General features: G+C 62.8%; 21 protein-coding genes. 12 read left to right on the top strand and 9 right to left on the bottom strand.

The features are described from left to right. Positions 1 to 7 precede the first annotated feature (7 nt). Together AC1PQG_RS06190 and AC1PQG_RS06185 are read left to right on the top strand one after the other, a co-directional pair. Positions 8 to 679, top strand: coding sequence for a protein-methionine-sulfoxide reductase heme-binding subunit MsrQ (locus AC1PQG_RS06190; RefSeq protein WP_481121742.1), 672 nt, complete (start codon positions 8 to 10; stop codon positions 677 to 679). 247 nt (positions 680 to 926) lie between these two features. Continuing rightward, positions 927 to 2,396, top strand: coding sequence for an oligosaccharide flippase family protein (locus AC1PQG_RS06185; RefSeq protein WP_481121741.1), 1,470 nt, complete (start codon positions 927 to 929; stop codon positions 2,394 to 2,396). A 71-nt stretch (positions 2,397 to 2,467) separates the two neighbouring features. Here AC1PQG_RS06185 and mog read toward each other — a convergent pair whose 3' ends face one another. Both mog and yjgA read right to left on the bottom strand, forming a co-directional pair. Next, a complete protein-coding gene (gene mog / locus AC1PQG_RS06180) occupies positions 2,468 to 3,052 on the bottom strand; it encodes a molybdopterin adenylyltransferase (RefSeq protein ID WP_481121740.1) in 585 nt (194 codons plus the stop codon). Beyond that, positions 3,049 to 3,612 (bottom strand): ribosome biogenesis factor YjgA, encoded by a 564-nt coding sequence (gene yjgA / locus AC1PQG_RS06175; RefSeq protein WP_481121739.1) that lies wholly within the window; start codon positions 3,610 to 3,612, stop codon positions 3,049 to 3,051. Before yjgA ends, mog begins: the two co-directional genes overlap by 4 nt. A gap of 66 nt (positions 3,613 to 3,678) precedes the next feature. Between yjgA and pmbA the strand changes: the two genes are divergently transcribed. The 7 genes from pmbA to AC1PQG_RS06140 all read left to right on the top strand — a co-directional run bounded on the left by pmbA (position 3,679) and on the right by AC1PQG_RS06140 (position 10,161). Beyond that, entirely contained in the window at positions 3,679 to 5,019 is a 1,341-nt protein-coding gene (gene pmbA / locus AC1PQG_RS06170) for a metalloprotease PmbA (RefSeq protein WP_481121738.1), read from the top strand. A gap of 34 nt (positions 5,020 to 5,053) precedes the next feature. Beyond that, positions 5,054 to 6,163 (top strand): TRAP transporter substrate-binding protein, encoded by a 1,110-nt coding sequence (locus tag AC1PQG_RS06165; RefSeq protein ID WP_481121737.1) that lies wholly within the window; start codon positions 5,054 to 5,056, stop codon positions 6,161 to 6,163. Between the two features lie 178 nt (positions 6,164 to 6,341). Continuing rightward, positions 6,342 to 6,698, top strand: a complete 357-nt coding sequence (locus AC1PQG_RS06160) for a CidA/LrgA family protein (RefSeq protein ID WP_481121736.1) — start codon at positions 6,342 to 6,344, stop codon at positions 6,696 to 6,698. After that, complete coding sequence (locus tag AC1PQG_RS06155) at positions 6,695 to 7,429, top strand: LrgB family protein (RefSeq protein WP_481121735.1); 735 nt, start codon at positions 6,695 to 6,697, stop codon at positions 7,427 to 7,429. The genes AC1PQG_RS06160 and AC1PQG_RS06155 overlap by 4 nt, the downstream gene beginning before the upstream one ends. Before the next feature lie 90 nt (positions 7,430 to 7,519). Further along, the gene (locus AC1PQG_RS06150) at positions 7,520 to 8,461 is read left to right on the top strand and encodes a nucleoside recognition domain-containing protein (RefSeq protein WP_481121734.1); all 942 of its coding nucleotides are present in this window, start codon (positions 7,520 to 7,522) and stop codon (positions 8,459 to 8,461) included. A 95-nt stretch (positions 8,462 to 8,556) separates the two neighbouring features. After that, entirely contained in the window at positions 8,557 to 9,285 is a 729-nt protein-coding gene (locus tag AC1PQG_RS06145; protein WP_481121733.1) for a queuosine precursor transporter, read from the top strand. A 138-nt stretch (positions 9,286 to 9,423) separates the two neighbouring features. Continuing rightward, complete coding sequence (locus tag AC1PQG_RS06140; protein WP_481122977.1) at positions 9,424 to 10,161, top strand: IclR family transcriptional regulator; 738 nt, start codon at positions 9,424 to 9,426, stop codon at positions 10,159 to 10,161. A 139-nt stretch (positions 10,162 to 10,300) separates the two neighbouring features. Here the strand turns inward: AC1PQG_RS06140 and pbpG are convergent, their stop codons facing one another. The 3 genes from pbpG to AC1PQG_RS06125 all read right to left on the bottom strand — a co-directional run bounded on the left by pbpG (position 10,301) and on the right by AC1PQG_RS06125 (position 15,129). After that, positions 10,301 to 11,386 (bottom strand): D-alanyl-D-alanine endopeptidase, encoded by a 1,086-nt coding sequence (pbpG, locus tag AC1PQG_RS06135; RefSeq protein WP_481121732.1) that lies wholly within the window; start codon positions 11,384 to 11,386, stop codon positions 10,301 to 10,303. 266 nt (positions 11,387 to 11,652) lie between these two features. Then, positions 11,653 to 12,792, bottom strand: coding sequence for a patatin-like phospholipase family protein (locus tag AC1PQG_RS06130; protein ID WP_481121731.1), 1,140 nt, complete (start codon positions 12,790 to 12,792; stop codon positions 11,653 to 11,655). Positions 12,793 to 12,861: 69 nt separating this feature from the next. After that, positions 12,862 to 15,129, bottom strand: coding sequence for an NADP-dependent malic enzyme (locus AC1PQG_RS06125; protein WP_481121730.1), 2,268 nt, complete (start codon positions 15,127 to 15,129; stop codon positions 12,862 to 12,864). Between the two features lie 289 nt (positions 15,130 to 15,418). Here AC1PQG_RS06125 and AC1PQG_RS06120 point away from each other — a divergent pair, with 289 nt between their 5' ends. Both AC1PQG_RS06120 and AC1PQG_RS06115 read left to right on the top strand, forming a co-directional pair. Further along, positions 15,419 to 17,275 (top strand): phosphoenolpyruvate carboxykinase (GTP), encoded by a 1,857-nt coding sequence (locus tag AC1PQG_RS06120; protein ID WP_481121729.1) that lies wholly within the window; start codon positions 15,419 to 15,421, stop codon positions 17,273 to 17,275. Between the two features lie 96 nt (positions 17,276 to 17,371). Continuing rightward, positions 17,372 to 18,526, top strand: coding sequence for a pyridoxal phosphate-dependent aminotransferase (locus tag AC1PQG_RS06115; RefSeq protein ID WP_481121728.1), 1,155 nt, complete (start codon positions 17,372 to 17,374; stop codon positions 18,524 to 18,526). A gap of 156 nt (positions 18,527 to 18,682) precedes the next feature. Here the strand turns inward: AC1PQG_RS06115 and AC1PQG_RS06110 are convergent, their stop codons facing one another. From AC1PQG_RS06110 to AC1PQG_RS06095, 4 genes are all read right to left on the bottom strand, one after another. Further along, on the bottom strand, positions 18,683 to 19,402 hold the full coding sequence (locus AC1PQG_RS06110; protein WP_481121727.1) for a lytic transglycosylase domain-containing protein: 720 nt from the start codon (positions 19,400 to 19,402) through the stop codon (positions 18,683 to 18,685). A gap of 597 nt (positions 19,403 to 19,999) precedes the next feature. Beyond that, entirely contained in the window at positions 20,000 to 21,742 is a 1,743-nt protein-coding gene (locus AC1PQG_RS06105) for a phosphoethanolamine transferase (RefSeq protein WP_481121726.1), read from the bottom strand. 10 nt (positions 21,743 to 21,752) lie between these two features. After that, the gene (gene ampD, locus AC1PQG_RS06100) at positions 21,753 to 22,355 is read right to left on the bottom strand and encodes a 1,6-anhydro-N-acetylmuramyl-L-alanine amidase AmpD (protein WP_481122976.1); all 603 of its coding nucleotides are present in this window, start codon (positions 22,353 to 22,355) and stop codon (positions 21,753 to 21,755) included. 134 nt (positions 22,356 to 22,489) lie between these two features. Next, the gene (locus AC1PQG_RS06095; protein ID WP_481122975.1) at positions 22,490 to 22,936 is read right to left on the bottom strand and encodes a pilin; all 447 of its coding nucleotides are present in this window, start codon (positions 22,934 to 22,936) and stop codon (positions 22,490 to 22,492) included. A 504-nt stretch (positions 22,937 to 23,440) separates the two neighbouring features. On the opposite strand from AC1PQG_RS06095, the gene AC1PQG_RS06090 reads away from it, so the two are divergent. After that, positions 23,441 to 24,220 carry a ferredoxin--NADP reductase gene (locus tag AC1PQG_RS06090; RefSeq protein WP_481121725.1) on the top strand — a complete coding sequence of 260 codons (780 nt, stop codon included), beginning with the start codon at positions 23,441 to 23,443 and terminating at the stop codon, positions 24,218 to 24,220. Positions 24,221 to 24,385: the final 165 nt, after the last annotated feature.

Raw genomic sequence — 24,385 nt, 5'->3', positions numbered from 1 at the left:
GACCACCATGACCCCGACCAACCCCCAACTCGGCGCCATCAAGACGGCCCTGTTCGTCCTCTGCCTGTTACCCGCCTTCCTGCTGTGGCGCGGACTGGAGATGGATACGCTGGGCGCCAACCCGATCGAGGCGCTGACCCGCGCCACCGGCGAGTGGACGCTGCGCTTCCTGCTGATCACCCTATGTGTGACGCCGCTGCGCAAATACTCGGGCTGGCACTGGCTGGTGCGCCTGCGCCGCATGCTCGGGCTGTTCGCCTTCGCCTACGGCGTGACGCACCTCCTCACCTACGTGTGGCTGGACCAGTTCTTCGACTGGCACGCCATCGCCAAGGACATCCTCAAGCGCCCCTTCATCACCGTCGGTTTCGCCGCGCTGGTGCTGATGACGCCGCTGGCCGCCACGTCCTTCAACGCGGCCATTCGCAGGCTCGGCGGGCGCCGCTGGCAGGCCCTGCACCGGGCCATCTACCCGATCGCGGTGATGGGCTGCGTGCACTTCTGGTGGCTGGTCAAGAAGGACATCACCCAGCCGCTGATCTACGCCGCCATCACCGCCGTCCTCCTCGGCCTGCGCGCTTGGTGGCGTGAGCAGGAACGCCGCAAGCAACTGGCCGGCGGCTACCAGCCTGCACACGGCCCCACGGGCAAGGTCATCCGGATCTTCCAGTCCCACTGAGATTCACCCCGCCGAACTCACCCTGCAAGCACGAAGAGATCCCCAGCACAGCCTGCAGCGAATTCAGGCAAACATCACAAACCCGGACAGGATATTGGGCGATAATCCGGCGCGATCAGCACACGTACCGCAGCTGGCATATCGCCCATCGAAAACGGGGCCCGTAGAGCAGTCTCTCTCCGGTTCAATCCAGCGGTGGCATCGCCCCCCAACGACCTCGTTCCGGTTTACCCCCAATCAAGACTTCATGAGCGTCCGCCAAGCAGTACGATTCACGACCCTCGCCACCGTGGCCAGCTTCATCCTTTCGTTGATCAGCGTGGTCGTCGTATCGCGTATCCTCACCCCTGAGGAAATCGGCGTCTTCTCAGTGGCCGTGTCCGTCATTTCCTACACTCACATCCTGCGCGATTTCGGTGTGGGGCAGTATTTCGTGCAACTCAAGGAGATCACCCGCGATCACCTGCGAGCAGGCTTCACGGTGATGCTCCTGATCTCGTGGTCCATGGCCCTGATTCTATTTTCGCTGCGCGTTCCCCTGGCCGCCTTCTTCAAGCACCACGGCCTGGAAACCGTATTTGCAACCCTGGCCATCAATTTCCTCATCCTGCCTTTCGGCTCCCCCATCATGTCGATGCTCAAGCGGGAGATGCGCTTCGACCGATTGGCCATCGTCAGCGTAATGAATTCAGTTGTGCAGGTTGGGGTGACCGTGGGCACAGCCTTGGCCGGCGAAAGCTACATGAGCATGGCGTGGGGGTCCATTGCAGGCAACGCCGCAAACGTCATCCTGATGTCCTGCATGAAACCCGAAATAGCCCTGCTTACACCGACACGCCGAGGCCTCGCCACGGTGCTTTCATTCGGCAGCAAATCGAGTGCTGGCTCTCTGGTTGGCGAGCTGGGTGTCAGCGGCCCCGACCTGATTCTCGGCAAGACCCTCGGCTTCACCGCCGTCGCCATTTTCAGCCGCGCATCGAGCCTCAACAACATGCTGCTGGGCAAGGTCAACGACATCGTCCGGCAGATCTTTCTTCCCGCGTTTGCCCAAGGCATTCGGGACGGCAAGAATCCGGCGGACATGTATGCCGATGCAATGCGCCTCATTACCGGCATCACCGTGCCCTTGCTGAGCACCTTGGCAATACTCGCACAGCCGATGATCCTCTTCTTCTTCGGTCAGCAGTGGCAGGACGCCGGGGCTCTGGCCTTATATCTCTGCCTCTATCAAATCGTCCGGACCCCCACTGAATTTGCGTCCAATGCACTCATCGCCGGCGGTCACGCCAGCACGGTGCTCCGCGCCGAGGCCATCAGCCAAACCAGTATTCTGGCCATTCTGTGCCTATCCGTCCGGCTGGATCTGCACACCGTTGCTTGTCTGCTGCCGATTGCCTCGTGCATTCACTTCCTGTCCTTCGGATATGCCCTTCGCGCGCACTACGGCCTTTCACACCAAGCACTGATTGCCGCCGTTCTGCCCAGCTACAAACTGATTCCGGGAACTCTCGCCGCAACGGGCATCCTGGAGATTGCAATTCGTACAGGCTACTGGCAGCCCTCCGCCTTCCTGCATCTGGCAAGTGCATCCTCGCTGGCCGCCTGTGGTTACATCTGGACGCTGCGCCGGTCCGGGCATCCGGTCCGCGAAGAACTCGTACGCCTGGTCCCCCCTCTCTCAAGGCTACTTGGGGAACCACAAACCGACCCCCACTAACGCGCCAGAGCGCTCCGTGGCAGTTCAGCCGAAAAAGGGCCTCTCACAGGCCCTTCCACCTCCTCAGTGCTTTACTTCGGACGGATCGCCGACTTGGGGCGGAAGGCCTTGACGACGGCCTCGTCGGTCTCGATGTAGGGGCCCCCGATCAGATCGATGCAGTAGGGCACGGCAGCGAAGATGCCATGCACCTTCTGCTGCCCATCGGCCTCCTTGAGGCCTTCGAGGGTCTCGGCGATGGCCTTCGGCTGGCCTGGCAGGTTGATGATCAGGCTCTGGCCGCGGACCACCGCCACTTGGCGGGACAGGATCGCCGTCGGTACAAAGGCCAGGCTGACCTGACGCATCTGCTCGCCGAAGCCCGGCATCACCTTGTGGGCCACCGCCAGCGTGGCTTCCGGCGTCACGTCGCGCAGCGCCGGGCCGGTACCGCCGGTGGTCAGCACCAGCGAACAACCTGCTTCGTCGCACAGTTCGATCAGGGTCTGCTCGATGGACGGCTGATCGTCCGGGATCAGGCGGGTCACCGCCTCCCACGGCGTGGTGAGGGCCTTGCCCAGCCAGTCCTGCAGCGCCGGGATGCCCTTGTCTTCATAGACACCGCCCGAGGCCCGGTCGCTGATGGACACCAGGCCGATCTTCACGCCCTCGCTCATTCCTCGTCTCCAGCCTGGGTCTGCATCTCGTCGCCGCTCTCGTCGGGTAGCTCACCCTCCTCCAACTCGCGCAGGACCCGGAACAACTCCCGGTAGGCACGCGGCGGCTTGTTCTGCTCTTTCTCCTTGATCGCATTGCGGCGCAGTACGCGGAGCTGCTGCAGATCGGCGCCCGGGTGGGCGACGGCGATGTCGTGGAGCGTCTTTTCGTCCTCGATCAGCTTGGTGCGCAGGTTTTCGAGGCGATGCATCTTGGCCGTCTCGACCGCCGACACGCCCTTGAAGGCGTCCAGCGCGGCGCGGATCGGCTCCGGGTCCACATTGCGCATCAGCTTGCCGATGTATTGCAGCTGGCGCCGCTTGGCTTCGTGGGACGGGAAGCGCTGGTAGTCCTTCACCGCGTCGCGCAGATCCTCGTCCATCGGCACCTTGGCCAGGCGCTCCTTGCCGAGGGCGACCAGTTCCTGGCCGAGATCCTGCAAGGCATGGCTGGCGCGCTTGAGCTCCGACTTGCTGGGGCCGGTGTCTTCTTCGTCTTGATGATATTTGTAGTGGGCCATCTGGGGGCAGGAAGTGCTCGGGAAGGGTAAGATTATAGCCTTTAGCCCCTCTCCAACCGGATCGCCATGGCCGACAACCGTTTCAGCTTCACCCAGGATCAGCTCAAGACCATCGCCGAAGACATCCTCAAGTTCGCCCGCAAGCGCGGCGCGACGGCCTGCGAGGTGGATGTTTCGGAGGGCTTCGGCCAGTCCGTCACGGTCCGCCGCGACGAGGTGGACACCATCGAATACAACCGGGACAAGGGTGTTGGCGTCACCATCTACGACGGTCAGAAGCGCGGCTACGCCAGCACCTCCGACTTCTCGAAAGAGGCCCTGAAGTCCACCGTGGACGCCGCCGTGTCGATCGCCCGTTTCACGGCCCCCGACCCGGCCGCCGGCCTGCCCGACGAGGCCCTGCTGGCCAGGGAGTTCCCCGATTTCGACCTCTACCACCCGTGGAAGCTGTCCACCGAGGAGGCCATCGAACTGGCCCGCAAGTGCGAGCGCGCCGCCTTCGCGGTGAGCCCGGAGATCCGCAACTCCGACGGCGCCAGCGTATCGATGCAGGAAGCCCACTTCATCTCGGCCAACAGCCTCGGCTTCCTCGGAGGCTACGCCAGCTCCCGCCACTACCTGTCCTGCTCGGTGATCGCCGGCGAGGGCGACGACATGCAGCGGGACGACTGGTATTCCACCAAGCGCGATCCGTCCGAGTTGGCCGATGCGGAAGAAATCGGCACCTTCGCCGCCCGCCGTTCGCTGGCCCGCCTCGGCGCCCGCCAGATCCCGACCTGCGAGGTGCCTGTCTTGTTCGAGGCCCCGCTGGCCGCCGGCCTGATCGGCGCCTTCGTGCACGCGGTGAGCGGCGGTGCGCTGTATCGCAAGTCGTCCTTCCTGCTGGACAGCCTGGGCAAGCAGGTCTTCCCGTCCCACATCCAGATCTCCGAGCGCCCGCACCTGGCCAAAGCCTTCGCCAGCAGCTCCTTCGACGACGACGGCGTGGCCACGCAGGATCGCGAAATCATCATCGACGGCGTGCTGCAGGGCTACTTCCTCAGCACCTACTCGGCGCGCAAGCTGGGCATGCAGACCACCGGCAACGCCGGCGGCAGCCACAACTTGCTGGTCAAGCCCGGCCAATACGACCTGGAGGGCCTCATCAAGCAGATGGACCGCGGCCTGCTCGTCACCGAACTGCTCGGTCACGGCGTCAATTACGTGACCGGCGACTACTCTCGCGGCGCCGCCGGCTTCTGGGTGGAGAACGGCAAGATCCAGTACCCGGTGCATGAGATCACCATCGCCGGCAACCTCAAGAACATGCTGATGGGCATCCAGGAAATCGGCTCCGACGTGCTGGTGCGCGGCTCAAAGCACTGCGGTTCGATCCTGGTGGACCGCATGACCGTCGCCGGCGCCTGACCGGCAGGTCTGCCCCAAGCAAGGAGACGCGAGCATGGAAAGACGTTCCTTCCTGAAGCATGCCGGCGCCGGCATGGCCGGCGTTGCAGCCACGGCGGCGCCAGCCGTCGCAGCCGATCTGCCAACCATCAAGTGGCGGCTCGCCTCCAGCTTCCCCAAGACCCTCGACACCATCTTCGGCGCCACCGAATCGGTGGCCAAGCACGTGGCGGCGGCCACCGGCGGCAAGTTCCAGATCCAGCTCTTCGCCGCCAACGAGATCGTGCCCGGCCCAGGCGTGCTCGACGCGGTCAAGGACGGCACCGTCGAGATCGGCCACACGGCGTCCTATTACTACGTCGGCAAGGACCCCACGTTCGCCTTCGACACCTGCCTGCCCTTCGGCCTCAACAGCCGCCAGCAAACGGCATGGATGCTCAGCGGCGGCGGCCTGGAGCTGATGCGCGAGTTCTTCCGCGACTACAACATCCACCTGATCCCCTGCGGCAACACCGGCACCCAGATGGGCGGCTGGTTCCGCAAGGAGATCAAGTCCCTCGACGACCTCAAGGGCCTCAAGTTCCGCATCAGCGGCATCACCGGCCAGGTGCTGGCCAAGCTGGGCGTGGTGCCGCAACAGATCCCGGGCGGCGACATCTACCCGGCCCTGGAAAAAGGCACCATCGACGCCGCCGAGTGGGTCGGCCCCTACGACGATCTCAAGCTCGGCTTCAACCGGGTCGCCAAGTATTACTACTACCCGGGCTGGTGGGAGGGCGGGCCGCAGCTCTCCATCTACGTGAACATGAAGCACTGGGCATCGCTGCCGAAGGAATACCAGGCCATCCTCGAGGACGCCTGCCTGCGCGCCCACTCGGAGATGCAGGCCAGCTACGACGCCAAGAGCCCCGCCGCCCTCAAGCAACTGGTCGGCTCGGGCACCCAGCTGCGCCCCTTCCCCAACGAGGTGATGGCGGCGGCCTTCAAGACTGCGCTGGATCTCTACGACGAAATCGCCACCAAGAACGCCAAGTTCCGCAGGATCTACGAGGCCTGGAAGAAATTCCGCGACGACCAGCTGCAGTGGTTTGCGGTAGCGGAAAACCGCTACGACAACTTCATGCAGGCGACCCGCGTTGCCACCCGGGCCCGCAACAACAAATAGGCAAACGATGCCCGGCCCTCGTGGGGCCGGTTGATTCACCCACGGACTTCGTTTCAACAGCGGCGGGCAAACGAATGCCCGCTGCAACGGCCTCCGCAGATCTTGCTCCCGCTCCTCGCCGCCAGATGCACCTTGTATCCTTGAAGCCATCCCTTCGCTTGCCCGGAGGCCTCCAACCATGATCGCTGCGTTTGCTCTCCTGCTGGCCTTCCAACTTGCCGGCGAGGCCCTTCGCGTCGCACTGCACCTGCCGGTTCCCGGCCCGGTGATCGGCATGGGGCTGCTGCTGGTCTACCTGATCGCCCGCCGCGGCCCTTCCGAATCCCTGCGGACAACCTCTGGCACCCTGCTGCAGAACCTGTCGCTGATGTTCATCCCCGCCGGCACCGGCGTCATGCTCCACGGCGCCCGCCTGTTCGATGAAGCCGGGCCGATCCTCGTCGCGCTGGTTGCCAGTACCGTGCTGGGTCTGGCCGCCACCGGCCTGACGCTGCACTTCCTGACCCGCAAGCGCAAGCAGGAGGCCTCGCGATGAGTCCGGAAAGCATGACCGAGATCTGGGTCTATCTGTCCGCCCAGCCGCTGCTGTGGCTGACCTTGACGCTGGCCGTATATCTGCTGGCGCTAGCGCTGCACCGCAAGGCCAAGGGGCACCCGGTGGTCAATCCGGTGCTGGTGTCGGTGAGCATCCTGGTCGTCCTGCTGCTGGTCACCGGCACGCCCTATCAACGCTACTTCGATGGCGCCCAGTTCGTGCACTTCCTGCTCGGCCCGACCACCGTTGCGCTGGCGGTGCCCCTCCACGCCCAGCTCAAGCGCCTGCTCGCGATGGGCGGACCGCTGCTGATCGCGCTCGTGGTCGGCTCGCTGACCGCCGGCCTGTCTGCCTACGCGATAGGCGCCTTGCTGGGGGCAAGCACACCGACAGTGATCTCCCTGGCGCCCAAATCCGTCACCACGCCGATCGCGATGGGTGTCGCCGAACGCCTCGGCGGGCTGGCCTCGCTGACCGCGGTGTTCGTGATCCTGACCGGCATCTTCGGGGCGATCTTCGCCGACGGCATCCTGCGCCGCCTCGGCGTAAAGGACGACGCCAGCATCGGTTTCGCCCTCGGCCTGGCCTCCCACGGCATCGGCACCGCGCGGGCCTTCCAGCTCAGCGAGCAAACGGGCGCCTTCGCCGCGCTGGCGATGGGCCTCAACGGCCTGTTCACCGCCATCACCCTCCCCTGGCTGCTACCGCTTCTGGCACCGTTGCTCAAGTAGCGCTGCGTGAACTAGGGTTGCCATCAATTTGCCCACGGCGTATGCGGCCCCGATAATCGGGGCCGTTGCCATTTTTGCTGCACTGCATCCATGGACTTGCTGATCGATGTGATCCTGCGTGCCGGCCGCTCGGCGGTCGAGCTATCGTTCTTCGTGCTGCTACCGGTGATGATCGTCATGCTGTCCCTGATGCGTCTGCTGGAAGCCAAGGGCGTGCTCGACTGGGTCGTCGCCCAGCTGGCCCCACTGCTGCGCCCCGTCGGCCTGACCGGCCTGGGCGTCTTCGCGGCGCTGCAGATCAATTTCGTCAGCTTCGCCGCCCCCGTCGCAACGCTGACGATGATGGACCAGCGCGGCGCCTCCAGCCGCCACCTGGCCGCCACGCTGGCGATGGTGATGGCCATGGCCCAGGCCAACGTATCGATGCCGATGGCAGCGATGGGCCTGCATTTCGGCATCGTGCTCGGCTGGTCACTGGTTGGCGGGCTGGCCGCCGCGGCTGCCACCTATTACGGCTTCGGGCGCGGGCTCAGCAGCACCGAACACACTGTCGATGAAACCCTGCACCATCCGGTGGCCGAGAGCGCCAAGGGCATCCTCGACGTGATCAACCGGGCCGGTGCCGAAGCCTTCAAGATCGCCGTCGGCTCGATCCCGATGCTGGTGCTGTCCCTCACCGTGGTCCTTGCCCTACGCCGTCTGGGCGCGCTGGACGCCCTCACCGGCCTGCTATCGCCGCTGCTGCTGGCGGTCGGTGCCGACCCGACGCTGATCCTGCCGACCCTCACCAAGTACCTGGCCGGCGGCACCGCGATGATGGGCGTCATGGACGAGATGCTGCGTGCCGGCACAGCCAACGCCGCCACGCTCAACGGGGCCAGCGCGGGCCTGCTGATCCACCCGCTGGACGTACCCGGCGTGGCGGTACTGATCTCCGCCGGGCGGCGCGTCGCCGACGTTTGGAAGCCTGCCACCCTCGGCGCGCTGGTCGGCATCGCGGTGCGCATGGCAGGGCACATGGTCGCCGGCTGAGTCCGTTGCCGTCGGCGTGCTGCAGTGCCACACTGACAGGCATTCCGAGGCCCCTCGACAAGGAAAGTGGGCCCGTCCATCTCCTGGAGAGCCCCATGTCGACTGCGTCGCATCTGCATTCCCCAGCCCCACGCCAGTACAAGTATTACGAATTCGTGATGGCGGCCTTCGTCGCCGTCTACCTGTGCTCCAACCTGATCGGTCCCGCCAAGGCTGCGCAGATCGTCGTTCCGGGCCTGGGGCCGGTGACCTTCGGCGCCGGCGTGCTGTTCTTCCCGATTTCCTACATCTTCGGCGACGTGCTCACCGAGGTATACGGCTACGCCCGCGCCCGCCGCGTGATCTGGGCCGGCTTCGGCGCCATGGTCTTTGCGTCGGTGATGGCCGCGGTGGTGGTCGCCCTGCCGCCGGCCCCGACGTGGACCAACCAGCCTGCCTACGAGATCGCCTTCGGCTCCACCTGGCGCATCGTCGCCGCCTCGCTGACGGCCTTCTTCTGCGGCGAGTTCGTCAATTCCTACGTGCTCGCCCGCATGAAGATCCGTAGCCGCGGCCGCCACCTGTGGCAACGCACAATCGGCTCGACGATCTTCGGCGAGGGCGTCGACTCCCTGCTGTTCTATCCCCTCGCCTTCTGGGACTCCGGCCTGATTCCCAATGCGCTGCTGCCAGGCATCATGCTCGCCCAGTTCATCACCAAGGTTGGTGTCGAGACGCTGTTCACGCCGCTCACCTACAAGATCGTCGCGTTTCTGAAAGAGGCCGAGCGGGAGGATCACTACGATGTGGACACCGATTTCTCACCCTTTTCCATCAAGGTGTGACGGGTCTTGCGGCAGCGCGGCATTTCACTAGGCGAAATCGACGCACCTGCGATACCATTCCGCGTCCTTGAATCAGAGGCAGGAAATCCGTTGTCCACGCCAGAAACCGCGAAAAGCCCCATCCAGGTCATCGAGCGCATGATGAAGCTGCTCGACGTCCTCGCCGAGCACCCCGATCCGGTGCCCCTCAAGCAGCTCGCTGCGGAAACCGGGCTTCATCCTTCCACGGCCCATCGCATCCTCGGTGCGATGAGTGGCAGCGGCTTCGTCGAACGCAGTGACGGCGGCGCCTACCGCCTGGGCATCCGCCTGCTCGAACTGGGCAGCCTGGTGAAGTCGCGCATCTCCCTACGAGAAACCGCCATGGCCGCGATGGTGCGCCTGCACGGCACCACGGGCGAGAGCGTCAACCTCGGTATCCGCGCCGGCGACGAGATCGTCTATGTGGAACGGACCTCCAGCGGCAAGTCCGCCGTGCGCGTGGTGCACATCGTCGGCGCCCGCGCCCCGCTGCACACCACCGCCACCGGCAAGCTATTCCTCGTCGAAGACGGCGCCCAGAAGGTCAAGGAATACGCCCGCCGCACCGGCCTGCCGTCATCCACGCCCACCTCCATTACCACCTTGCAGGGCCTGGAGAAGGAGCTCGACAAGGTCCGCCGCCATGGCGTCGCCTATGACCTGGACGAGGTCGAAACCGGCGTGCGCTGCATCGCCGCCGGCATCCGTGACGACAGCGGCGACCTGATCGCCGGCCTGTCCCTGTCCACCCCGTCCGAGCGTTTCAACCCGGACTGGGCCCCGTTGATCCGCCAGACCGCCGACGAGATCTCCAGCGCGCTCGGCTACGTAGCTCCGGCGACACGCCAGACCTAGGTCACAGTTCTCCTTGGGTCGTGAGGGCGAATGAGTCTCCCCACGGGAACGGCCCGCGCATGATCCGCAGGGCCAGCCCTGCCCTGACGATGCAAAAAAGGCGCCTCTCGGCGCCTTTTTCATTTCAGCCCAACAACTCTCAGGTCGCCGGACCGTGGCGGCCGGCGGCGGCGAGCTTCTGCTGCACCGCGGCGCTCTCCAGCCAGCGCTTGACCCGCTGGGCGTCCGCCACCCGCGTGAAGCGGCCGAAGGAATCCAGCAGCACGATGATCATCGGCTTGTTGAGCATCCAGGCCTGCATCACCAGGCACTTGCCGGACTCGTTGATGTAGCCGGTCTTGGACACACCGATCTGCCAGCTCGGGCTACCGACCAGCGAGTTGGTGTTGTTGAACTGCCGCTGGCGGCCATTGAGCGACACCACGTAGTTGGCGGTGGTGGTGAATTCACGGATCAGCGGATAGCGGGAGGCGGCCGACACCATCTTGACCAGGTCACGGGCGCTCGACACGTTGGCGGAATTCAGCCCCGTGCTGTCGGAGAAGCGCGTGTCGTGCAGACCCAGCGATGCGGCCTTGCGATTCATGGCGGCAACGAAAGCCGGCAGGCCGCCTGGGTAATTCCGGCCGAGGGAAGCCGCAGCGCGGTTCTCGGAGGACATCAGCGCGAGCCGCAGCATGTCGTCCCGCTGCAGTTCGGTGCCCACCGGCACATGGGAACTGCTGTTACGCAGGGTGTCCACGTCGTCCTGGGTAACAGTCAGCGTCTCGTTGAGGGACAGACGGGCATCCAGCACGACCATCGCGGTCATCAGCTTGGTGATGGATGCAATGGGCACCACGGTGTCGGAGTTCTTTTCGAGCAGCACATTGCCGGTGGCCTGGTCCGTCACCATGAAAGCGGCAGACTGGAGCAGCGGATTGCCCTCATGGTCGATGTCATGGCTGACAGCAGCGGCAACTGCATGCTGGGCGTGGCGCGACGCATGTGCGACCTTGCGCCCCTGCGGTTTGTCCTCTGCCGCCCTGGCGACCTTGCTTCCCCTGGCCTTGCCTGACTTGGACGACTTGGCCACCTTCTCGGCCTTTTCGACCTTGGGTGCAGCCTTGGCGGTGTGGGCCTTCTTCGACGCCGCATGATGCGCCGCAGCGAACGCATCGCCGGGCACCGCGGTGTTGAGTGCAAAGACGCTCAGCAGGGTGAGTACAGTAGTACGGATCTTCATCGTCTTTCAAACTGGTTCATGGCAGGAAGAAACCCTTCTTCCCTATGAAAAATCTTCGCGACGGACAGGCCCCGCGGGTGGAATTCGGTTCGCTCCGGTGAATGCTCATTGAATGAGCACCGCAACATGACCGGGCGGCACAAACGCAAACAACATACTTCTTATTCAAAATAAGGGGTTATTTTAAATTTTTGAAGTTTTTTGTGAATGATTTTTTTGCACATTTCGAGCAGACGACTCCCATTGGCGCGCATGGGCACCCGCCGCTAGCCATCGACCCTCAAAAAACGGGCCAGTTCCGCACGCCGGCTGATCGCATCCCGATACCCGAGCTCCATCAAGGAACGGGTGTAACCCTGCTCGAAAAGCAGGTAGGAGAGCAGCACAGAACCGTCTTTCCGCATTGCACCAATACTGCTCAGGACCATGCTCAAAGCCCGCGGCAAAGTCTGGCGGTGCCGCGCGGCCAGGTAGTCGAGACGCTGGGACGGTGCGATCACCAGCGTTTCGATGGGGCGCAGCGGAATGCCCGCAACGGCGCGCTGCTCCGGCGTCAGCACCGAGAGGGTTGCATTGATGCGCTCCAGGCGCTCCAGGTCCATCGCCAGCCCATCCAGGAAGATGCTCGACATGGCGTGGCCGGCCACCTGGGCCGGCGAAGGGTAGCAGTCGGTGCGCTGCCGCGCCTCCTCCGAACGCCGCCCGCCGGCAATCACGAGGATACGCTGCGCGCCGAGATGAATGGCCGGACTGATCGGCGCAAGCTGGCGCATCGAACCGTCGCCGAAATACTCCCGGTTGATACGCACCGCGGGAAAGACGAAGGGAATCGCACTGGAGGCCAGCAGATGATCCACCTCCAGTTCGGTGCGCATGCCGATGCGCTTCTCCCGGCGCCACGGCTGCAGATCGTCGCAGGCCTGAAAGAAGGCCAGGTTGTCGCCCGAGGTGTAACCCGACGCGCTGACCGAGACCGCCCGCAGATGCCCCGCGTCGATGGCCCGGCCAATGGCGGAGAAATCGAGCTGCGCCTCCAGCAGTTCGCGCAGCGGCGTGTTGTCGAGCAGGGAGCGGGGTGACTGGCGCACCAGCGCGCCAAACAGGATCGCCGACGACCAGCGCATCACCGACTGAGTGATCGCCGCGGTATCGGCCCTATAGACATGGTGGACGTGGAAGTTGCGCCAGATGTAGGCGAGCTTGCGCACCGCCTCGTTGAAATTGGCGGAAAAAACCGCCAGCGCCGCCGCATTGACGGCGCCGGCAGATGTCCCGCACAGGATCGGGAATGGATTTTCGCGGCGCCGTCCCCAGACCTCCCGGATGGCGATCAGCGCGCCGACCTGATAGGCCGCCCGCGCCCCGCCACCGGTCAGGACCAGCGCCGCCGTGCCCGCCTCCGGCATCCCGCCGCCCCTCCGTGATAGATATCACGCAGTTTAACGGCCGCAGACGACGGAGACATTAGGACAAGATCAACGACCGGCTTCGACCACCGTCAGCGCCGTCATGTTGACGATCCGGCGCACCGTTGCCGTCGGGGTCAGGATGTGCACCGGCTTGGCCGAACCGAGCAGGATCGGGCCGATGGTCATGCCTTCGCCGGCGGCGGTCTTGAGCAGGTTGAAGGCGATGTTGGCGGCGTCCAGCGTCGGGAAGATCAGCAGGTTGGCGTCCTCACTCATCTTGGCGTTGGGGAAGACCTGCTTGCGGATGCCCGCATCCAGCGCCGCATCACCGTGCATCTCGCCTTCCACTTCCAGGTCGGGATGCTCGTTGTGCAGCAACACCAGCGCCTTGCGCATCTTCTCAGCGGTCGGCGAGTTGTCGGTGCCGAAGCTGGAGTGAGACAGCAGCGCGATGCGCGGCTGGATGCCGAAGCGACGCACTTCGTCAGCGGCCAGGCGGGTCATCTCGACGATCTGCTCGGGCGTCGGGTCGTAATTGACGTAGGTGTCGCACAGGAACACGGTCCGATCCGGCAACGCCAGCAGGTTCATCGTGTAAAAGTTGCGCACGCCCTTCTGGCGACCCAGCACCGTCTCGATGAACTTGAGGTGCAGGTGGTGCATGCCGTAGGTGCCGCAGATCATCCCGTCGGCGTAGCCGAAGTGCAGCAGCAGCGCGCCGATCAACGTGGTGCGGCGGCGCACTTCGCGCTTGGCGTAATCCACCGACACGCCCTTGCGCTCCATCAGCGAGTGGTAGTGGGACCACAGCTGGTTGAAGCGCGGATCGGAGTCCGGGTTCACCATCTCGAAGTCCAACTCGGGCCGCAGGCGCAGGCCGAAGCGCTCGATGTTGTGCAGCACAACCTCAGGACGGCCGATCAGCACCGGACGGCAGGTGCCCTCGTCCACCGCGGTCTGCACCGCGCGCAGCACGCGCTCGGCTTCGCCTTCCGCGAAGATGATGCGCTTCGGCGCCTGCTTGGCGGCCTGGAACACCGGCTTCATCACCAAGCCGGACTGCCACACGAAGTTGTTGAGCTGCTGGCGGTAGGCGTCGAAATCGGTGATCGGGCGCGTCGCCACGCCGGACTCGATGGCCGCTCGGGCCACTTCTGGAGCGATCTTGACGATCAGGCGCGGGTCGAAGGGCTTCGGAATGATGTACTCGGGGCCAAAACCGGACAGCTTCTCGCCGTAGGCCGCCGCCACGATGTCGGAAGCCTCGGCACGGGCCAGTTCGGCGATGGCGCGCACGGCGGCCAGCTTCATCTCGTCGGTGATCGTCGTCGCGCCGACGTCCAGCGCGCCGCGGAAGATGAACGGGAAGCACAGCACGTTGTTCACCTGGTTCGGATAATCCGAACGGCCGGTGGCGATCAGCGCATCGTCGCGGACCTTCTTGACCTCTTCCGGCAGGATCTCCGGCGTCGGGTTCGCGAGCGCCATGATCATCGGCCGCGACGCCATCTTGGTGACCATCTCCGGCTTCAGCACGCCACCAGCGGACAAGCCGAGGAACACGTCGGCGCCCTCGATGATCTCGCCCAGCTTGCGGGCATCGGTCTTCTTGGCGTAGCGCGCCTTGATCGGATCCATCAGCGTCGTACGGCCTTCGTACACCACGCCTTCGATGTCGCTCACCCAGATGTTCTCGACCGGCACGCCGAGCATCACCAGCAGGTCCAGGCAGGCCAGCGCGGCCGCGCCGGCGCCGGAGGTCACCAGCTTGATCTTGGAGAGGTCCTTGCCGAGCAGGTGCATGCCGTTGAGCAGCGCCGCGCCGACGACGATGGCGGTGCCGTGCTGGTCGTCGTGGAAGACCGGGATCTTCATCCGCTCGCGCAGCTTGCTCTCGATGTAGAAGCACTCCGGCGCCTTGATGTCCTCGAGGTTGATGCCGCCGAAGGTCGGCTCCAGCGCGGCGATCATGTCGATCAGCTTGTCCGCATCGGGCTCGTCGATTTCAAGGTCGAACACGTCGATGCCGGCAAACTTCTTGAACAGCACGCCCTTGCCTTCCATCACCGGCTTGGCGGCCAGCGGGCCGATGTTGCCCAGACCGAGCACAGCCGTGCCGTTGGTGACGACGCCGATCAGGTTGCTTCGGGACGTCAGCGACGCGGCCTCGGCCGGATCCTCGACGATCGCATCGCAGGCCGCCGCCACGCCGGGCGAGTAGGCCAGCGACAAATCCTGCTGGTTAGTCAGCGCCTTGGTTGGCGCGATTGCGATCTTCCCCGGCTTGGGCAGACGGTGGTATTCAAGTGCGGCCAGGCGAATTTGCTCATCCATTCAGGTATCCCTCTCCATTGTTGATGTGTGTGTTTGTGTCCTGTCATCATCCGACCAAATTACCGTTACGGCAATTCGTGACTTCCACAGCTCAAAATGCCATCCGAGTAGATTTCTCTACGCCGTGAACCATGGCATAATATAAGGCTAAGTCAGTCGGGTTAATCCTGATTGACGTTAATAATACGCGCCGAGCCCTGGTGGCCCAACAAGACGCGATTGCCCAGCCGGAAACCTCCCGAACCGGCACTTGAAACAACGCATCCGTAACGTCCTGGAGAATCGTCAGATGTCTCAAAGCATTGCCGAAGCCGCCATCGCCGCCGCACCCGATTACGTCAAGCACGAAAAACTCAAGCAGTGGGTTGCCGAAATCGCCGCCCTCACCGAACCCGATCGCGTGGTGTGGTGTGACGGCTCTGAAGAAGAATACGACCGCCTGTGCGCCGAGATGGTCGAAGCCGGGATGCTGATCAAGCTCAACCCGGAAAAGCGCAAGAATTCCTACCTCGCCTGGTCCGATCCGTCCGACGTGGCCCGCGTCGAAGACCGCACCTACATCTGTTCGGCCAACAAGGACGACGCCGGCCCCACCAACAACTGGGAAGACCCGGCCAAGATGCGCAGCACCCTGAACGGCCTGTTCAAGAGCTGCATGCACGGTCGCACCCTGTACGTGATCCCGTTCTCCATGGGCCCGCTCGGCTCCCCCATCGCCCACATCGGCGTGGAGATTTCCGACAGCCCCTACGTGGTCACCAACATGCGCACCATGACCCGCATGGGCAAGGCCGTCTTCGACGTGCTCGGCACCGATGGCGAGTTCGTGCCCTGCGTGCACACTGTCGGCGCTCCGCTGGCCCACGGCGAGAAAGACTCCCGCTGGCCCTGCAACCCGACCACCAAGTACATCGTCCACTACCCCGAAACCCGCGAGATCTGGTCCTACGGCTCCGGCTACGGCGGCAACGCCCTGCTCGGCAAGAAGTGCTTCGCGCTGCGCATCGCTTCCACCATGGCCCGCGACGAAGGCTGGCTGGCCGAACACATGCTGATCCTCGGCGTGGAAAGCCCCGAAGGCGAGAAGACCTACGTCGCCGCCGCCTTCCCGTCCGCCTGTGGCAAGACCAACTTCGCGATGCTGATCCCGCCCAAGTCCTTCGACGGCTGGAAGATCTCCACCGTCGGCGACGACATCGCCTGGATCAAGCCGCGCAAGGAAGCCGACGGCTCCACCCGCTTCTACGCGATCAACCCGGAAGCCGGCTTCTTCGGCGTCGCCCCCGGCACCTCCGAAAAAACCAACTACAACGCGCTGGCCACCCTGCGCGAGAACATCATCTTCACCAACGTCGCGCTGACCGACGACGGCGACGTATGGTGGGAAGGCATGACCAAGGAAGCCCCGGCTCACCTGGTCGACTGGCAGGGCAAGGACTGGACCCCGGAGATCGCCAAGGAAACCGGCCGCAAGGCTGCGCACCCGAACTCCCGCTTCACCGCCCCGGCCAGCCAGTGCCCGTCCATCGACCCGAAGTGGGAAGATCCGGCCGGTGTACCCATCTCCGCCTTCATCTTCGGCGGCCGCCGCGCCACCACCGTGCCGCTGGTCTACCAGGCCTTCAACTGGAACTTCGGCGTTTACATGGCCGCCACCCTCGGCTCCGAAACCACCGCGGCAGCCTTCGGCGCCCAGGGCGTGGTCCGTCGCGATCCGTTCGCGATGCTGCCCTTCTGCGGCTACCACATGGGCGACTACTTCAACCACTGGCTGAAGATGGGCCACACCGTTGATCAGGCCCCTGGCATCTTCTGCGTCAACTGGTTCCGCATGAACGAGAAGGGCGAGTTCATGTGGCCCGGCTTCGGCGAGAACATGCGCGTGCTGAAATGGGTCGTTGACCGCGTCCGCGGCCGCGTGCACGCCACCGAGAACGCCCTCGGCTGGATGCCCCAGTACGAAGACATCGACTGGACCGGCTCCGACGTGACCAAGGCCGAGTTCGAAGCCCTGGTCAAGATCGACGCCGACGCCTGGAAGACCGAGCTGGCCGGCCACCAGGAATGGTTCGACAAGCTGCAGGACCGCCTGCCCAAGCAGTTCACGCTCAAGCGCGAACTGTTCGAACTGGCCCTGTCGGTGTAAGTTCACAGCAGCCAGCCGGCTGCTCAGGTAGCGCAAGAAAGCGTCGAGCAATCGGCGCTTTTTTGTTGCCCCATCCCATTCACGAAGAACGACACCATGACCCGCAGCGCCCGCCGCATGGCCGACATCCAGCCCTTCCACGTGATGGAGATCCTCAAGCGCGCCCACGAGCTCGCCGCCAGCGGGCGCGACATCATCCACCTGGAAGTCGGCGAGCCCGATTTCGCCAGCCCCCAGCCCATCGTCGAGGCTGCTCAACGCTTCCTGACCGGTGGCCACGTGCATTACACCCCGGCCCTCGGCCTCACCGCGCTGCGCGAAGCCATCGCCCGCCTCTACCACGACCGCTTCGGTGCCGACGTCTCGCCAGAGCGCATCATCGTCACCCCCGGCGCCTCCGGCGCGCTGATGCTCGCCCTCGCCGTCCTCACAGATCCGGGTGACGAATGGCTGCTGCCCGACCCCGGCTACCCATCGAACCGCCACCTCGTGCGCAGCTTCGAAGGCAACCCACGTGCGCTGCCTGTAAACGCCAGCACCCGCTTCCAGCCCACACCCGCCCAGGTCGAGACAGCATGGACGGCGCAGACCCGCGGCCTGATGGTGGCCAGCCCGGCCAACCCCACCGGCACGCTGCTGACGCTCGACGAGATCGTCGCGCTGCAGGAAACCGTGAGCCGGCGCAACGGCGTGCTGATCGTCGACGAGATCTACCAGGGCCTCAACTACGGTGTGGACGCCTGCACCGCCCTCAGCCGGCTCGACGACGTCTTCGTGGTGAACAGCTTTTCCAAGTATTTCGGCATGACCGGCTGGCGCCTCGGCTGGCTGGTCGCTCCCGAAGCCTACGTGCGCGACATCGAGAAGCTGGCTCAGCACTTCTTCATCTCGCCCTCCACGCCGGCCCAGCACGCCGCGCTGGCAGCGTTCGAACCATCCACCATCGCCATCCTCGAAGAGCGCCGGCACGAGTTCGCCGAACGTCGCAACGCACTGCTCCCCGCCCTGCGCCAACTCGGCTTCAAATTCGCTACAGAGCCCCAGGGCGCCTTCTACCTGTACGCCGACATCTCCGGCATCGCGGAGGACAGCCAGTCGCTGGCACGCCTGCTCATCGAGGAAGCCGGCGTCGCCACGACGCCCGGCATCGACTTCGGCGACAACGCGCCGGAACACCATCTGCGCATTGCGTACACAACCGGGACCGCAAGACTGCGCGAAGCTGCCGAACGCATCGCCCGTGTCCTGTAGGGGCGAGTCCGTTCAGCCCGCAGAACTCGAACAGGATATGCCGGAGATTCAGGCTGCAGAGAGCGAACGAAGTCGCCCCACAGGGAATAATCCCCAGCCTGAAAACGAAAAAACCCGCCTCTCGGCGGGTTCGTCTTCCCCAGGCTCGGGCACGCGTCAGGCGCCGACGAGCCTTCCTCCACTGCGGGCGACCTGGCTCAGCATGGCCTTCACAGCCATCACCTTGCTCGCATACGGGGCCGATGGATCGCCAACGCCACCGTACTGCTGCAGCGCCCGCTCCACAGAGCCGGTGCTCTGGATGTACTCCTTGAGCACCAGCGCACCGACGCGGATGTTGGTTTCGGGATCGAACAGGGCACTCTTGTCCGACTTCACATCCACCTTGTCGGGGTGGAACTTGGGGATCACCTGCATCAAGCCCTGCGCACCCAAAGGGCTCTCTGCAAAGGGATTGAAGCGGGACTCGATGGCCATCACGGCCACCAGCAGCAGCGGGTCTACACCCACGCTGCGTCCGGTCTGCTGAGCGGACGCCAGCAGTGGCTCAAGAGCCACGGCCGACACCTGGTAGCGCTTGGCCACATAGGTCTTGACGCGCTGCAGATCAGGGCTGAGCTTGACCGGCGACGCGCTTTCTGCCGCCTGGATGATGTCAGCCTCCGACTCCGCAGCCGCTTCGGCAACAGCAGAGACAGGTACTTCGGTACTACCGGCCAGACTATCAAGGGATAAACCCTGCACACCGTGGTTGGCAATCCGGGATGCCACAAACAGCGTGAGGACGAGACCCGCGACGAGAAGACCGCCGTGGGCGAAGTGAAGCATGTATGAAGCCGCGTGACGTGCGAACTTCGCGATACGAGTTGCGAACATGGGCTCTCCTTTCTGTGGCCACAGTCCAGCAAACGCGCGCGCACAACCGCCCCCAGGACAGCAGGGACAGAAAATCCGTTTGTATCACCCGACAGCCCTCAAAAAAGCAGGGCCGGGTTCAACTCGTCAGCCAACAAAACCGGCCGACGGCGCTCGAAGGACTAGGTCGCCAGGGGTTGATCCAAACACGCTGATGCAACCAGACAGCGTGCCAAAAAAAGTACCGAGCCAGACCTCGGACAGGTCAGTAACCGGGGGGAAGAAGGCCGGTTATGCGGCAGCTCAGGCACCGACTTGTAACAAGAGTTTTGCGCCAAAAAAAGCACACGAAACGCATTCTATTGATTCAACTGGGTTTTGTCAATCCAACCCAAGTTTGCCCTGCGCAAACTAATGCACGAAGCATTCAAAAAAACATCTTGCAGGCTGACGCCCCCGAACAACGCCGACGGCAAATCAAGCATTGCCGGGCCTCACGCTCGTACATGGCTACACGCAGGCGGTATGCACTGACAAAGGAGACATCCACGCCTGCCCGGCGGTCACCGAGCCTCCTGAGCCATGGCAAAAAACAACGTTCAACACTGCTTTCAAGCCCTAATTTGGCTTGCGGACGGCCACCAGTGATCGACACCTTGCATCCCTACCTGATCTATCAAAATCAACGCCAGTCTGCGTCATTCTAGGAGCAGGCGTCCACGCCGGATGAATGAAACTGGAAGCTAGGGCGTCTCCCGCAATCTGGACATCACCGAGTTCAAGCATCGACGCAAAAACGGATGTCGTCGACAACCGAGCATGGCGCCTGCTTTGGGCGAGTTCAACTTTATGCGGAAATACCTGGGCAAAATGCTCGGAATACCAAAACAAGGCGGGCACCCGGAAATCATGCTCGGTCTGATGACCGTGGCCGCTCTCGTTGCACTCACCATCAAACAGGTTCTCCCCATGGTCGGCCACATAGAACAACGTAGCCACGGCCCCTGTTGCTTCCAGGCGCGCTATGACTTCAGCGAGAAAATGGTCTGTGTAGCGAACGGAGTTATCGTAAGCATTTCCCATTTCAATACGCTGGCTGCGGTCATGCAGGTCAGCGTGTGACAGATCATTAAGAGATGGCCGGAAATGATCGAAGGCTGCAGGGTAGCGGTGGCTGTAGTTGAAATGGCTACCGAGCGTGTGCAGGACAATCAACTGCAAGGATTCACCGGAACCTAGAATTTCATCAAGAGGCGCGAGCAGATCACCATCCATTCCACCTCTCAACTTGTAATTGGCAAGATTATAGAAACGCGTGACATCCGCTTCTGCTGCATGCAGAGCGATAGAGCTGTCATGGACGCCCAACGGACTTTGGGTGGAAAGCCAATAGGTCTTGAAACCTGCTTCCCGATATGCGGAAATCAGCGAACGCTCAGGAAAGAAGGCGCTTCGGTTCGTTGCGGGCTTGCGGGTCAGAATCACTGGCACAGCCATCCGCGTCCAAGCCCAGGGTGAGATGAAATCGCTGAAGCTCACCAGATTGGATTGGCGCATCAAGCGCGGGGTGGTTTCCTTTTGATAGCCATTGAGCTGCCAACGGTCCGGCCTCCCTGTCTCGCCGATCACGAGCACGTGAATACGCCGCTCCTTTGCCGGACTGGCGAGGCTTGCACCAAAACGAAACCGTTCGATCCGGGCCTGATAACTTTGACGCGTACTTCGTTCGCGCCAATATGAATAGAAACGTAATGGCACTCCCAAAGGATATAGATTTGCCAGCCTTGTGAGTGACGGGCTAAGGCCTGCTTCGCTTAGACTCTCGTTTGGATCTTCTCGCTCATTACCATGAATGGAAGCATCCATGGGATCAAAAACGATGGCAGCAACAGGCATAGCCAGCAAGCTGACGCTAATGAATACCGCCCAAGAACGGATACGCAACGGCCATTCCCAATCCTGCGCACGCGCCCGATTAATTACCACGAACAGAAGGGTTGCGACAGCCAGAAAACTGGCCCAAAAGAGAAACAACTTCGGCCCCAGATAGCCAAGCACCTCCTCCGGATTAGTCTCCGACAGGATTCCCAGCACATGGACATCACTCGGTCTACCGTAGTTCAGGATATAGAAGCACTCAAAGGGTGCCAGCAACACCCATGGAGCCAACATCACGCCCCCCAACCACAGACGACGTGGCAGGGTCAGCAACAGCACGCAACTCGCCAACGCAATCAGCAGGGTGTCGATACGCCAATCAGACTGCATGGCGTCAACACTTCCCGCGGTGTACAACGTCAGGATGGTGGGGCTCAAACTGAGCCCACAAATGGCGAAAAGAAAAGCCAGTTTGTTCAGCATGCGACCAGCTTCAGGCAGGCCTTCCAGCCAAGGGGAAAGGCCATCGATCGATCCATTCCGCTTCGTGCTCATCCTGCGGTTCGACCAACTCGGCGGCGCGATGCGCACCCGCCGACTCCAGGGCGTCACGCAGCCGCTGCCAGGAAAAATGCGGACCAGGATCAGTCTTACGCCCCGGCGCAATATGTTGGTGCCCGGTAATCCCCTGAATAGGGAACCGGTGGCATAAATTGGCGATCACATCGGCCAATGCCGAGTACTGCACGACCTCAAAAGGAATTTCGTCGCCCCCTTCAAGCTCTATCCCGATCGAGAAATCGTTACAATGGGGCATTCCCCGCCAACTGGACACCCCTGCATGCCACGCCCTGAGCTCCGGGGGAACGAATACAAGCACCTCTCCCGTGCGACGAATGAAGTAGTGAGCTGACACCCTCAGATCCTTGATCGTCTCAAAAAATGGGTGTTCAGTCGGATCAAGAGTGTTTGTAAAGAGTTGCTCCACGCTTCTGCCACCATGTCGCCCAGGAGGCAAACTGATTGCGTGGACGACGATGAGCGTGACATCGGCTTCAGGGCGGGCGTCACAGTTGAGGGATGAAACGACTCGCACAGAAAAGCCCTGCAAGAGAGGAACAAACTACAAGAAAAGCAGCCAGCCCCATGAATCAAAAAGACAAAGCCCGAGAGAATATTCTCTCGGGCTCGTTCAGCAACTAGACTATTTAATTAAAAATAGCCAATCAATTAAGTACCGGAAGCCTTGTTATTCTTCGACAACGCATCCACAACAGCAGCATTCTTAACTGCGCTAGCATCGACCTTCCACACGATAGTATTATCGTTCGGAATCGGAGTGAATACTACGTCTTTGCTATCCACATCGGTGCCAATGCCAGTTCCAAAAGTTGCAGTAATGACCCCCTTCGCAACTACAGCCTTAGCAATTTCTTTTGTGGGAGCAAAATCTTTGATCGGCTCCGTACCAGTAGAGCAATTGTCCAAAACGCCACCGGCTTCTTGAATACAAATTGCAACAGCGGCCTTGAGACCATCAAGCGATGTGACTAGGTTCGCAGCCTTAGCCTTGGCCGTATAGTTTTGGTACTGCGGAATCGCCACAGCCGCCAGAATGCCGATGATCGCCACGACGATCATCAGTTCGATCAGCGTAAAGCCGCTTTGCTTTTTCATGATGTGATCTCCACTCGTTGAAATTTGGTTGGTGCGGGCTGTTGCCTCGTACGTGCTGACATAGGCAACCAGCGTGCCAAACCTCACGCCTTTCAAATTTTTCAATTTAAAACAGGTTGTTGCCGGATACAGCGCGCGCAGGATGCTATCCGGAGCCGCAAAAAACTCATCTCTCATGTGACGTTTTTCGTCACCCGCTGCCGAGATTCGTCAACCATGGACGTGGCCAAGTACCAAAATCTGTGTCCGAGGGGAACTCACTCCCCCTGCAGCCGGGCCGGCACGGGGCTGCAGTTCGCCGCGCCCTTACCCACTGTCAGCATCCGGCCCCCCGTCTCCCCTGGCCGCCTCAACTGCGTATTTGTATCCTCGCCCAACTGGGATGGACACCCGCCATCGCACAAGCGCGGGAAACACCCTTTCGGCGAATTCCGCTGCCCACAGCCGGTCGAACCGGCGATGAGCAATTGAATTCTCCCCACAATCCTGGAAAGGAGAGACTCGATGGACGCCCCCAACGACAAGTACCTTCCGGCCCGCATCCTGTGGCTGCACCGCTGGAGCCCCCGGCTGCTGTCCTTCCGGATCGCCCGGGAGCCGGGCTTTCGTTTCGTGCCGGGACAGTTCGCGCGCCTCGGGCTGCATCAGGCCAACGGCGTGCCGGTGTGGCGGGCCTATTCGATGGCCTCGGCAACCTGGGACGACCACCTGGAGTTCTACTCGATCATCGTGCCGGACGGTGCCTTCACGTCCCGCCTGGAACTCTTGCAGGTTGGCGACGAGCTGATGATGGAGCGCCAGCCCTTCGGTTTCTTCACTACCAACCGCTTTGCCGATGGGCGTGACCTGTGGATGCTCGGCACCGGTACGGGGCTGGCGCCTTACCTGGCGATCCTGCAGGACGAGAGCACCTGGACGCGCTTCGAGCGCCTCATTCTGGTGCATTGCGCGCGCAATGCCGACGACCTCGCCTACCGCGCGGAAATCGCTGCCCTGCGGAACCATCCCCTGTGGGCCGAGCACGGTCACAAGCTGATCTACCAGCCGGTCGCCACCCGCGACGACACCGTTGCCGGCGCGCTCCACGCGCGCATTCCGGCGCTGCTGCAGAGCGGCGAGCTGGAAGCCCGGCTGGACATTCCGCTGACCCTCGCCGACTCCCGCATCATGATCTGCGGCAGCCCCAACATGGTCCATGACACTCACAAGGCCTTGCTCGGGCGGGGCTTCCGTCTCAGCCGCCTGGCGGCGCCGGCACAGATTGCGGTGGAGAACGCCTGGTGAGCTCTCCCTTTCAAAGCAGAGGCGCACCAAGACGGTGACAATCCTCATCTTCTAGCCATCCGGGCATTAGAAATTCAAAGATCTGCGCATTAATTTGGTGCGCACACTCCGAATCTGCACGATCATGGTGCCACGCCGCACCATACCCTGATGGCAAGCCCTTCA

This window comes from Zoogloea sp. GDB6, from assembly GCF_056724105.1.
This window is presented reverse-complemented; position numbering and strand designations above follow the sequence as displayed.

What these genes read in the sequence shown, in the direction of transcription:
- AC1PQG_RS06190 (WP_481121742.1), top strand. Translation starts at nt 8, where the DNA reads ATGACCCCGACCAACCCCCAACTCGGCGCCATCAAGACGGCCCTGTTC.
- AC1PQG_RS06185 (WP_481121741.1), top strand. Translation starts at nt 927, where the DNA reads ATGAGCGTCCGCCAAGCAGTACGATTCACGACCCTCGCCACCGTGGCC.
- mog (WP_481121740.1), bottom strand. Translation starts at nt 3,052, where the DNA reads ATGAGCGAGGGCGTGAAGATCGGCCTGGTGTCCATCAGCGACCGGGCC.
- yjgA (WP_481121739.1), bottom strand. Translation starts at nt 3,612, where the DNA reads ATGGCCCACTACAAATATCATCAAGACGAAGAAGACACCGGCCCCAGC.
- pmbA (WP_481121738.1), top strand. Translation starts at nt 3,679, where the DNA reads ATGGCCGACAACCGTTTCAGCTTCACCCAGGATCAGCTCAAGACCATC.
- AC1PQG_RS06165 (WP_481121737.1), top strand. Translation starts at nt 5,054, where the DNA reads ATGGAAAGACGTTCCTTCCTGAAGCATGCCGGCGCCGGCATGGCCGGC.
- AC1PQG_RS06160 (WP_481121736.1), top strand. Translation starts at nt 6,342, where the DNA reads ATGATCGCTGCGTTTGCTCTCCTGCTGGCCTTCCAACTTGCCGGCGAG.
- AC1PQG_RS06155 (WP_481121735.1), top strand. Translation starts at nt 6,695, where the DNA reads ATGAGTCCGGAAAGCATGACCGAGATCTGGGTCTATCTGTCCGCCCAG.
- AC1PQG_RS06150 (WP_481121734.1), top strand. Translation starts at nt 7,520, where the DNA reads ATGGACTTGCTGATCGATGTGATCCTGCGTGCCGGCCGCTCGGCGGTC.
- AC1PQG_RS06145 (WP_481121733.1), top strand. Translation starts at nt 8,557, where the DNA reads ATGTCGACTGCGTCGCATCTGCATTCCCCAGCCCCACGCCAGTACAAG.
- AC1PQG_RS06140 (WP_481122977.1), top strand. Translation starts at nt 9,424, where the DNA reads ATGATGAAGCTGCTCGACGTCCTCGCCGAGCACCCCGATCCGGTGCCC.
- pbpG (WP_481121732.1), bottom strand. Translation starts at nt 11,386, where the DNA reads ATGAAGATCCGTACTACTGTACTCACCCTGCTGAGCGTCTTTGCACTC.
- AC1PQG_RS06130 (WP_481121731.1), bottom strand. Translation starts at nt 12,792, where the DNA reads ATGCCGGAGGCGGGCACGGCGGCGCTGGTCCTGACCGGTGGCGGGGCG.
- AC1PQG_RS06125 (WP_481121730.1), bottom strand. Translation starts at nt 15,129, where the DNA reads ATGGATGAGCAAATTCGCCTGGCCGCACTTGAATACCACCGTCTGCCC.
- AC1PQG_RS06120 (WP_481121729.1), top strand. Translation starts at nt 15,419, where the DNA reads ATGTCTCAAAGCATTGCCGAAGCCGCCATCGCCGCCGCACCCGATTAC.
- AC1PQG_RS06115 (WP_481121728.1), top strand. Translation starts at nt 17,372, where the DNA reads ATGACCCGCAGCGCCCGCCGCATGGCCGACATCCAGCCCTTCCACGTG.
- AC1PQG_RS06110 (WP_481121727.1), bottom strand. Translation starts at nt 19,402, where the DNA reads ATGTTCGCAACTCGTATCGCGAAGTTCGCACGTCACGCGGCTTCATAC.
- AC1PQG_RS06105 (WP_481121726.1), bottom strand. Translation starts at nt 21,742, where the DNA reads ATGCTGAACAAACTGGCTTTTCTTTTCGCCATTTGTGGGCTCAGTTTG.
- AC1PQG_RS06095 (WP_481122975.1), bottom strand. Translation starts at nt 22,936, where the DNA reads ATGAAAAAGCAAAGCGGCTTTACGCTGATCGAACTGATGATCGTCGTG.
- AC1PQG_RS06090 (WP_481121725.1), top strand. Translation starts at nt 23,441, where the DNA reads ATGGACGCCCCCAACGACAAGTACCTTCCGGCCCGCATCCTGTGGCTG.